This window comes from Chitinimonas sp. (genome assembly GCF_041904975.1).
Lineage (GTDB): Bacteria > Pseudomonadota > Gammaproteobacteria > Burkholderiales > Chitinimonadaceae > Chitinimonas.
Map to the genome: position 1 here is coordinate 4026 of NZ_JAYRLZ010000117.1, position 8641 is coordinate 12666.

At 62.8% G+C, this 8641-nt stretch carries 6 protein-coding genes; 2 read left to right on the forward strand and 4 right to left on the reverse strand.

From position 1 onward, the window contains the following. Positions 1-91: 91 nt before the first annotated feature. A complete protein-coding gene (locus ACE3OH_RS12210) occupies positions 92-565 on the reverse strand; it encodes a DUF1348 family protein (protein ID WP_374352818.1) in 474 nt (157 codons plus the stop codon). Positions 566-748: 183 nt separating this feature from the next. Next, positions 749-3064 (reverse strand): autotransporter domain-containing protein, encoded by a 2316-nt coding sequence (locus ACE3OH_RS12215; RefSeq protein ID WP_374352821.1) that lies wholly within the window; start codon positions 3062-3064, stop codon positions 749-751. A gap of 181 nt (positions 3065-3245) precedes the next feature. Between ACE3OH_RS12215 and ACE3OH_RS12220 the strand changes: the two genes are divergently transcribed. Then, positions 3246-4421, forward strand: coding sequence for an NAD(P)/FAD-dependent oxidoreductase (locus tag ACE3OH_RS12220; protein WP_374352824.1), 1176 nt, complete (start codon positions 3246-3248; stop codon positions 4419-4421). 512 nt (positions 4422-4933) lie between these two features. Next, positions 4934-5905: an alpha/beta fold hydrolase gene (locus tag ACE3OH_RS12225; RefSeq protein ID WP_374352827.1), complete on the forward strand. Its 972-nt coding sequence runs from the start codon at positions 4934-4936 to the stop codon at positions 5903-5905. Between the two features lie 47 nt (positions 5906-5952). On the opposite strand, the gene ACE3OH_RS12230 is transcribed toward ACE3OH_RS12225, so the two are convergent. Both ACE3OH_RS12230 and rraA read right to left on the reverse strand, forming a co-directional pair. Next, the gene (locus tag ACE3OH_RS12230; RefSeq protein ID WP_374352830.1) at positions 5953-7548 is read right to left on the reverse strand and encodes a response regulator; all 1596 of its coding nucleotides are present in this window, start codon (positions 7546-7548) and stop codon (positions 5953-5955) included. Positions 7549-7557: 9 nt separating this feature from the next. Continuing rightward, positions 7558-8037 carry a ribonuclease E activity regulator RraA gene (gene rraA, locus ACE3OH_RS12235; RefSeq protein ID WP_374352833.1) on the reverse strand — a complete coding sequence of 160 codons (480 nt, stop codon included), beginning with the start codon at positions 8035-8037 and terminating at the stop codon, positions 7558-7560. Between the last annotated feature and the right edge of the window lie 604 nt (positions 8038-8641).

Below are 8641 nucleotides of genomic sequence, written 5' to 3' on the forward strand. Positions count from 1 at the left end.
CTGATCGGGAGAATGGCCAGGAGCCCGAGCAAGCGGGATTCGTCCCGCTTGCGCGCTCATACCGGTCGGGCCGTTCCAGGCAGCTGCACGATTACAAGCCCAGCTCGCTCAGGCCCGGATGGTCGTCCGGCCGGCGACCTTGCGGCCAATGGAACAGCCGGTCGGCCTCGGCGATCGGCAGATCATTGATGCTGGCATGGCGCACCGCCATCAGTCCAAACTCGTCGAATTCCCAGTTCTCATTGCCGTAGGAGCGAAACCAGTTGCCATCGGCATCGTGCCATTCATAGGCAAAGCGCACGGCGATGCGGTTATCGGTAAACGCCCATAGTTCCTTGATCAGGCGGTATTGCTGCTCACGCGCCCATTTGCGGCCGAGAAATTCCACAATCTCTGCCCGCCCTTGCAAAAAGTCACTGCGATTGCGCCAGCGGCTTTCTGCCGTGTAGGCCAGCGATACCTTTTCCGGATCGCGGTTATTCCAGCCATCTTCCGCCGCCCTGACCTTCTGGATGGCGGTCTCGCGGTTGAATGGGGGCAAAGGGGGGCGAGTCTGCTGGCTCATGGCTGGGCTCCGGTCGGCTTGAAAGAGCCGCGACTGTAGCCAAGTGCGCCACACGCCAGAAGTAGCGCCAGCCTCAATAGACTGTTGCACAGCCTGCAATGGCAAGCTGCCGCAACGGCCAAGCACAAAAAAACGCCCGGCAAGCCGGGCGTTTTGTCGATGCCGCTAGTGCTGATTACGCAATCAGAAAGCCAGTTGCAGGCTGGCGGCAAAGCTGTCGCGCTTTTCTGCCGACAGGCCACCGGTATAGGTGTAGCTGAGCAAGCCGGACACCATCTTGCTGATCTCGACCCGCACACCGGCATTGATAACACCGTTGCTGCTATCGCTACCCTTGACTGCGGTATCGAAGCTGGACGACTGGCCGATCACGCCGGCGGTGACGATGCGATCGCGATCCTTGCTATTGCCGTACACCATGGCCGAGAAGAATGGCTTGGCGCGACCCATATCGGCATCGAGCTTGACGCCCGCGCCCACCTGCACCGAATCGACGCGCTGCTTTTCATAGCGCATCGACGAGGCGTCACCGGCTGCTTCGCGGTAACCACCTACCTTGGTCTCGCGGAAGGCCAGGCTCACCGTCGGCGCAATGGTCAGCACGCCGACATTGAAGCCATAGCTGGCCTTGGCGCGCAGGCCCACCAGGGTACCGGTGGTATCGCCAGTTTCCACCCGGCTCAGCGCGCCGAGCTGGATATTGCGGTGGATATTCTTGAAGCGGGTGGAGCCCATATTCACATCGGCACCAACCGTCCAAGGGCCGGATTCCCAGCGGCCGAACAGCGAGAACAGATTATTGGTGGCATCAAAACCGCCGGCATTATTGGCAAAGTCGGTGCTGTGATCAGCGCGGGTCAGCACCATGCCGACCGAGGTATTGGCGTTGTATTGCCAATCAACACCCAGCGATGCAACCGTATCCTTGCCATTGCTTTGCAGCGCGGTGGCGCTGTTGTCGAAATCATTACGCAGGCGCGAAATGCGGGCGATGGTGTCAACAGCGCCGACCGAACGGGCACGGCCATAGCGCTCGTCCAGCAGGGCTTGGGCGGCATTGATGGTGACCGGCTGGGCATTGACCAGCTGTGCCGCGTAGTAAGGCGCATCGAGCACCGAACTGATGTACTGGTACACCATGGCGTGGGCCGCTGGCGTCGGGTGGAAAGGATCGGAGAAGAAATACTGCTTGCTCAGGTCTGGCGCGGTAGCGGTACCGCTCAGGCACTTGTTGGCGCCCACGCCGGCCGGGCAGGCATAGCCGGTGACATTGTCAAAGCCGAAGGCCTTGGGATTGGCAAACGCCTCGCCCATGATCTTGTAGATATCGATCTGTACCACATTGCCAAGCTGGCCCAGGCCAGCGTTCTCGGTGGCATTGAACACCGAATTGCCCAAGGTGGTGGCACCGGCCGAGGCGGTCTGCCAGTTGCTGTAGATGGTGCCCGACGGCAATTGCAGCTGGCCAACGAGGCCCGCTGCGATCTTCGCCTGGGTGGCACTGGCAGCCGCAGCCGGCACCAGGCCAGCCGCCACCAGCGCATCCACCGCCGACTTGGCGGCGACATTGGCGTAAGCGGTGGAAATGGCTGTTTCAGCGCTGGCGCCTGCCGTCTGGTAGGCAGTTTGCTGCACGGCCACGTCGGTGCCGGCTGCATTGAGCGCCGTACGACCAGCAACCACGCCTGCGCCTTGCAGGGCCTTCTTGGTATCAGCCGAGGCCGTGGTTTTCTGGATGGCGCCGGCCAGCAGGGCGATCAGCTGGGCATTGCCGGCGGCTGCGGGAATCCCGGCGGCGATGCCGGTGGCCAGTGCGTTGGCGGTGGTGGCATTGTTGACCTTGGCATACAGGCCATCGGCCACCGCAGCGGTCACGCCATTGAACAACTCAGGCGTGCGACCGACATCGGGCAGATTGGCCACCACGATGCGTTGTGCACCGGCTGCACGCAGTGCTGCCACCTGGCCGACCGCAGTCTGCGCCGCATTGCCCAGATATTGCTGGGCACCGGCCTGGCCCTTGCTTGGATCCTGGGCAATACCGAGCGCCACCGGCACATCATTACCGCCGATCCACACCATATACAGGGCATTCGGGTCGGCCTTGCCGCCGGCAGCCTTCAGATAGTCCGACACCTGGGTGACCACCGAGTCGCCGATACCGGGGAAGCCCGACTCACCGACACCATTCACCCGTGCGCCGCCTTGCGCATAGTCATTGCCACCTGCCGGCAAGGCCGGGTTGCGTGCATTGGCCGGAGTAAGCTTGATGCCATACTTGGCCGCCAGCAGATCGGCATACAGCGGCGCCTTGTCATAGGTCCAGCGATTGCCGGCAGTCGAACCCGGCAACAGCGGAAATACGCCGCCGACATCCGACAGGCTGTCGCCGAACACGAACATATTGCTGTAGCTGCCGGCAGCATGGGCCATCGGCACGAAGGCGCAGGCAACCAGCGCAGCGGTAAAGGTGGAACGAGCAAGACCAAATGATTTCATGGCTATCTGTCTCTCCGGAGATAATGGCGGATTGGAAATGGGCGCCCGCACCGAATTTTCGGACCCGGCAGCTTGGCGGATCGCACCGCTGCTAGCCCGAAACACGCCGAAACCCGCATGGGGATTGGCTTGGCGGGGAAAAGTAGCCTCACTATACCGTTTGCGCGAGTAATTACACTAGATGGCAGAACAAGAGATAGATGTAGTGGTAATTGGCGCCGGTGCCGCCGGCATGATGGCGGCCGCCACTGCGAGCCAGCGTGGACGCGGCGTTGCGCTGATCGACCATAGCGAGCGCTTGGCCGAGAAGATTCGCATCTCCGGCGGCGGGCGTTGCAATTTCACCAACACCCAGACGGCGGCCGACCGCTATCTGTCGCGCAATCCACACTTTTGCAAGTCGGCACTGGCGCAGTACAGCCAGCATGACTTTCTCGAACTGGTGAATCGCTACCAGATTGCCTGGCATGAAAAAAAGCTCGGGCAGCTGTTCTGCGACGACAGTGCGCAGGACATCATCGATTTGTTGAAAGCCGAATGCGATGCCGGCGGCACGCTGTGGCGCATGGGCACCAGCATTGCCTCGGTCGAGCAAGTGGCCGGCGGCTTTACTGTGCGCAGCAGCCGCGAGCACTGGCGCTGCCAGAGTCTGATCATTGCCAGTGGCGGGCTCTCCATCCCGCCGATTGGCGCCACCGGCTTCGGTTACGATCTGGCGCGCCAGTTCGGCCTTGCCATCGTGCCTACCGCGCCGGCCCTGGTGCCGCTGACCTTCGACCCGAAAGACCTCTACGGCGAGCTGGCCGGCGTGTCGCTCGACTGCGAGGCGCGTGCCGAGAACGGGCCGGCGTTTCGCGAGAATGTGCTGTTCACCCATAAGGGCGTATCCGGCCCGGCGATTCTGCAGATTTCCTCCTACTGGTCGCCCGGCGAAACCATCGCCCTCGATCTGCTACCGGGTCGCGATGCCCGCCAGCTGTTTGAAGAGGCAAAGCGCAGCGACGCCCTGCTGCCCAATGTACTGGCCGACTGGCTGCCCAAGCGCTTTGCCCAGGCCTTCTGCGCCGCCCTGGTCGATATCCGGCCGATGAAGCAATACCGGCCAGCCGAGCTGGAACAAGTCGCCGCCCGCCTGCACGACTGGCAGGTGGTGCCCTGCGGCAGCCAAGGCTACAAAAAGGCCGAAGTCACCCGTGGCGGCGTCGACACCAATGCCCTGCAATCAAAAACCCTGGCAGCACGCAATGTACCCGGCCTTTATTTTGTCGGCGAAGTGGTCGATGTCACCGGCTGGCTCGGCGGCTACAACTTCCAGTGGGCCTGGTCATCGGGCTGGGTGGCGGGGAGCCATGCTTAGGGAAATGGTTGGCGGGTAGCCTGGATGCAGCGCAGCGAAATCCGGGAGCCGTGCGCCGCACGGCATCACGGCGCCTATTCCAGCCCCAAGCGGGCCTCCCGGCCCGCCCCCCCGGATTACGCCTGCGGCTTCATCTTGGCTACTTGATGCATCTTCGATTTAAAGTTGAATTAATGCTTGATCGTGCATTGGTAACCTTGCAAGAAACTCGATGCCCGCTCCAAGCCAAGTTTCAGTCGGCGAGTAGCCTGGATGCAGCGCAGCGGAATCCAGGAGCCGTGCACCGCACGGCATCATGGCGTCTATTCCAGCCCCAAGCGGGCCTCCCGGCCCGCCCCCGGATTACGCCTTTGGCTTCATCCGGCTACCACCCACCACGGGCATTGGCTGACCTCATCGTCAAACCATGCCCCCCCGATGCACATGCCGCTTAGCGCTGCCACGCTCGGTTACAGGAAGGCCATGGGCGGTTCGCCATAATCGGCGGTCTGATTCTGAACTGAGGTCGTGATATGCAGCACACCGCTAAGCAGCTAGCCAGTTCCCTGCGTTTGATGCGATTCGGACTGGGCTTGGCGATGATCGCCAGTCTGGGCCTGGCATCGCATCGTGCGCTTGCCGCCGCAGCCATGGCCGAACCGACCACGGCGAGCACTGCCGCGCAGGCGGTCTCCATGGTCAAGGTCAATGGCCTCGACTTTCCGGTGCTGGATATCGGCAAGGGCCCGGCGGTGCTGTTGTTGCATGGCTTTCCTGATAGCCACGCAGTGTGGCGCAAGCAGATCGATCCGCTGGTAGCGGCCGGCTTCCGGGTGATTGCGCCCGATCTGCGCGGTTTTGGCGATGCGCCGCGCCCGGAAGGGGTGGCGGAATATGGTCTGAGCAAGTCAGTCGGCGATATGGTAGGCCTATTGAATGCGCTGAACATCGACAAAGCCAATGTGATCGGCCATGACTGGGGTGCCGCACTGGCCTGGGGTTTGGCGCAATACCAGCCAGAGCGGGTCGCCAAGCTGGCGGTGCTGTCGGTCGGCGCACCCGGCACCGGCGCTTTCGACACCATCGAGCAGCGCGAAAAATCCTGGTATTTCAACTTCTTCCAGTTCGAAGGGGTGGCGGAAGCCAACCTGAAACAGAACGACTGGGCGCTGTTCCGCCAGCTGATGCGCAATGAGGGCGATGTCGATGCGGCCGTACGCAACTTCTCTCGCCCCGGCGCGCTGACCGCCGGCCTCAACTGGTATCGCGCCAATCTCAAACCTTCGCTACGCGATCTGACGCCCCATCCCAGCCCAAAGGTAAAGTGCGCCACGCTGGGTATCTGGAGCGATGGTGATCACTACCTGACCGAGGCACAGATGCAAGCCTCGGCCCAGGTGGCGGCAAACTGGCGCTACGAGAAAATGAACGGCGCCGGCCACTGGATGATGCTGGAGCAGCCAGAACGGCTGAACCGCTTGCTTGTCGGCTTTCTGACGAACTGAACCAGCCAGGCAGAACCGGCGTGTACAAGCGCCCGCTCTGCATGGCGTCAGCCCTGCTGCTGGTCCAACAAGCCACGAATGCGGATGCGCAGCGCCTCGTCCGGCGGGTTCATTGCCGCAAGGCAGGCCTCGGCCTGTTGTCGGTCCTGCGCCTCGCCCGTGGCCTGGAATGCGCGGGCGGCAGCATTGGCGGCGGAGGCCAGCAGGCGGTTGTTGTGATGCTTGAAGCCGCCCTGCGCCAGCAATTCGGCAGCGCCACGGGCACTGCCCTCCACCATCAGGCTGGCGGCCTGCTCGGCGATCTGCGCGATCTCGTCGGCCGCACGGTTGATCAGCTCGGTAAGGCGGGTACGGCTGGCCACCCGCTGGCCTAGCAATTCCTGGGCATGGCGACTGCTGGCGAAGCGGTAGGCCATCGGCTGCACCCATTCGGCCAGGGTGGCGCCGATATCTTCGGCGTACAGCCGGTCGATCACCGTCACGTAATCCAGCGCCAAGGCAAAGTCGAATTCCGGCGCATCGCAATGGCCAGCCAGCTTGCGCAGGATATCCACCGCGGCCAGGGGCTCACGCCGCGCGATAGCCTCGGTAGCAACGGCCAGCTCGCCATACCAGGCGCCGCGCCTGCCCTCGTCCGCACCGGCTTTCTGTTTGGCGGCAATCTGCTTGACCAGGCTGGCCGCATCGCTGCTGTGGCCGCTGTCGAACTGCATCAGCAAGATATAAAAGATGCTGCGGTAATCGAGATCAGCGGGTCGGCCGCCGCCAAAGCGCACCGCCCGGCCCAGGTAGTCATTGGCCAATTCCTTGTTGCCCAGGCTATAGGCAATCTGCCCGGCCTGCTGCAGGCGGCGCACGCTATGCGGGGTGATCTTGATCGCCTGTTCGGTGATATCGAGTGCATCGGCATAGCGCTCGTCGCTTACATACAGATCGGCCAGCTGGGTATACACCGGCAAGTATTGCAGATGCTGGCCGACGATATCGAGCATCGCCTTCTCGGCGGTGGCATGGTCGCCCTGACGCAAGGCCACCTTAGCGAGGCCCAGCTTGGCCCAGGCCGGATTACGGGTTTCGAGGATGCGTTGGTACATGCGCGCCGATTCGGCAAAGCGGCCCAGCCGGTACAGGGTATTGGCCGCGATGCGCACCACATCGGCCAGATAGGGCGTTTTTTGCTGCATGATCTGCTGCGCCTCTTTCAAGGCGCGGTTGAAATCATTGGCATTGAGCGCTTCGTAAATGTCGATCAAGGCCTCGCGCCGGGTAAAAGCGCGCTGGATGCGGTCGGACAACTCGCCAGTCTGCACCGGCTTGAGCATATAGTCGTCCGGCGTTTCCTCGGCCACGCCGATCACCCGCGCATAGCTGGCCTCGCCGGTCACCATCACGAAAATGGTCGAAATCGGCATGGCCTTGCGTTCGCGCATTTCCTCCAGCAAATCCTGCCCGGTTTCTTCCGAGTCGAAATGGTATTCGCACAGCACGATATCGTAGCGGCTCTCCAGCAGGCGCCGCCGCGCCTCAGCCACGCCCGATGCGGTATCGATCCGCCCGACGCCCAGCTCCTGCAATACATTACGCACCGACAGGCGGGTGCCGGACGACGGGTCGGCAATCAAGGCAGACAGGGAGCGCGCCATGGCGGTTTCTCAGTGAACCGGCTCGGGGGCAACCACGATGCCGTCTTCATCGGCATACAGCCACCAGCCAGGGGTAAAGGTAATGCCGGCAAAATGCACCGGCATGCCGCTACTTCCCTCGCCGCGCTTCACGCTCTTGCGCGGATGAGTGGCGAGCGCGCGGATGCCGACATCGAGCGCATTCAATTCCAGCGTATCGCGCACACAACCCCACACCACCAGGCCCGACCAGCCATGCTGCACCGCCAACTCCCCAAGCTGGCCACCCACCAGCGCACAACGCAGGCTGCCGCCGCCATCCACTACCAGCACCCGGCCGTGGCCCTCGGTTTCCAGGGTGCTGCGCACCAGGCTGTTGTCCTCGAATACCTTGAGTGTGGCAATCGGCCCGGCAAAGCAGGGACGCAAGCCAAAGTGCCGGAAGATCGGATCAGCCACCAGCAGGCGCTCGCCATGCTGGTCGCTCAGGTCGGTGGTATGAAAAGTCATGCAAGGCCCCGCGTTGATTGGTTGAAGAAGCAGCCGCAAGGAATATATTCGGCCCGCTTACGAGCCTAGCAAATCATCGAAGTACTGGCGTGGCGAATTGCTGCGCGGCGGGGGGGCGCGGCAGCGCCGCGAGGTTCAGGGCGAGCCATGTCCGCCTCGCCTTGTGTAGAAGCGGCTTGAGCCGCGATGGCGGGCGGCAGCCCTACGTCGCTAGATGCTCTTCTGTGCTTGCTACGGAGCGCCCTCTGCCCTCGATTGCGCCGAGCATCGCAGGCCAAGTCGGGAGAAGGCAAGGGGTGTTTGAGCCCGGAGGGCCGAGTTCCCGAGCCGCCGACTTGGGCGACGGCGTGGTTGTTGGGGCTTTAGCCCCTTACAACCACGGGTGCACCCCATTCGGGCGAAGGCCGCAGGGCAATTAAAGCGGCGCGTTTTGCGCCGAAAGTTCGACGTCGGCTTTTTGCGCCTGCGGCGCGGATGATTTGGAGCGGGTCCCGGCCCGCGGCCGGGGTACTTTCTTTTGCTTCGCCAAAAGAAAGTACCGAAAGAAAAGGCGACCCGACGGCCTCGCCCCGCTTCGCGGGGTTCCCTGCGCTCCTCGCAGCTC

Excerpts from the sequence above, each read along its gene's own strand:
- ACE3OH_RS12215 (WP_374352821.1), bottom strand. The coding sequence starts at position 3,064 with ATGAAATCATTTGGTCTTGCTCGTTCCACCTTTACCGCTGCGCTGGTT.
- ACE3OH_RS12225 (WP_374352827.1), top strand. The coding sequence starts at position 4,934 with ATGCAGCACACCGCTAAGCAGCTAGCCAGTTCCCTGCGTTTGATGCGA.
- rraA (WP_374352833.1), bottom strand. The coding sequence starts at position 8,037 with ATGACTTTTCATACCACCGACCTGAGCGACCAGCATGGCGAGCGCCTG.
- ACE3OH_RS12220 (WP_374352824.1), top strand. The coding sequence starts at position 3,246 with ATGGCAGAACAAGAGATAGATGTAGTGGTAATTGGCGCCGGTGCCGCC.
- ACE3OH_RS12230 (WP_374352830.1), bottom strand. The coding sequence starts at position 7,548 with ATGGCGCGCTCCCTGTCTGCCTTGATTGCCGACCCGTCGTCCGGCACC.
- ACE3OH_RS12210 (WP_374352818.1), bottom strand. The coding sequence starts at position 565 with ATGAGCCAGCAGACTCGCCCCCCTTTGCCCCCATTCAACCGCGAGACC.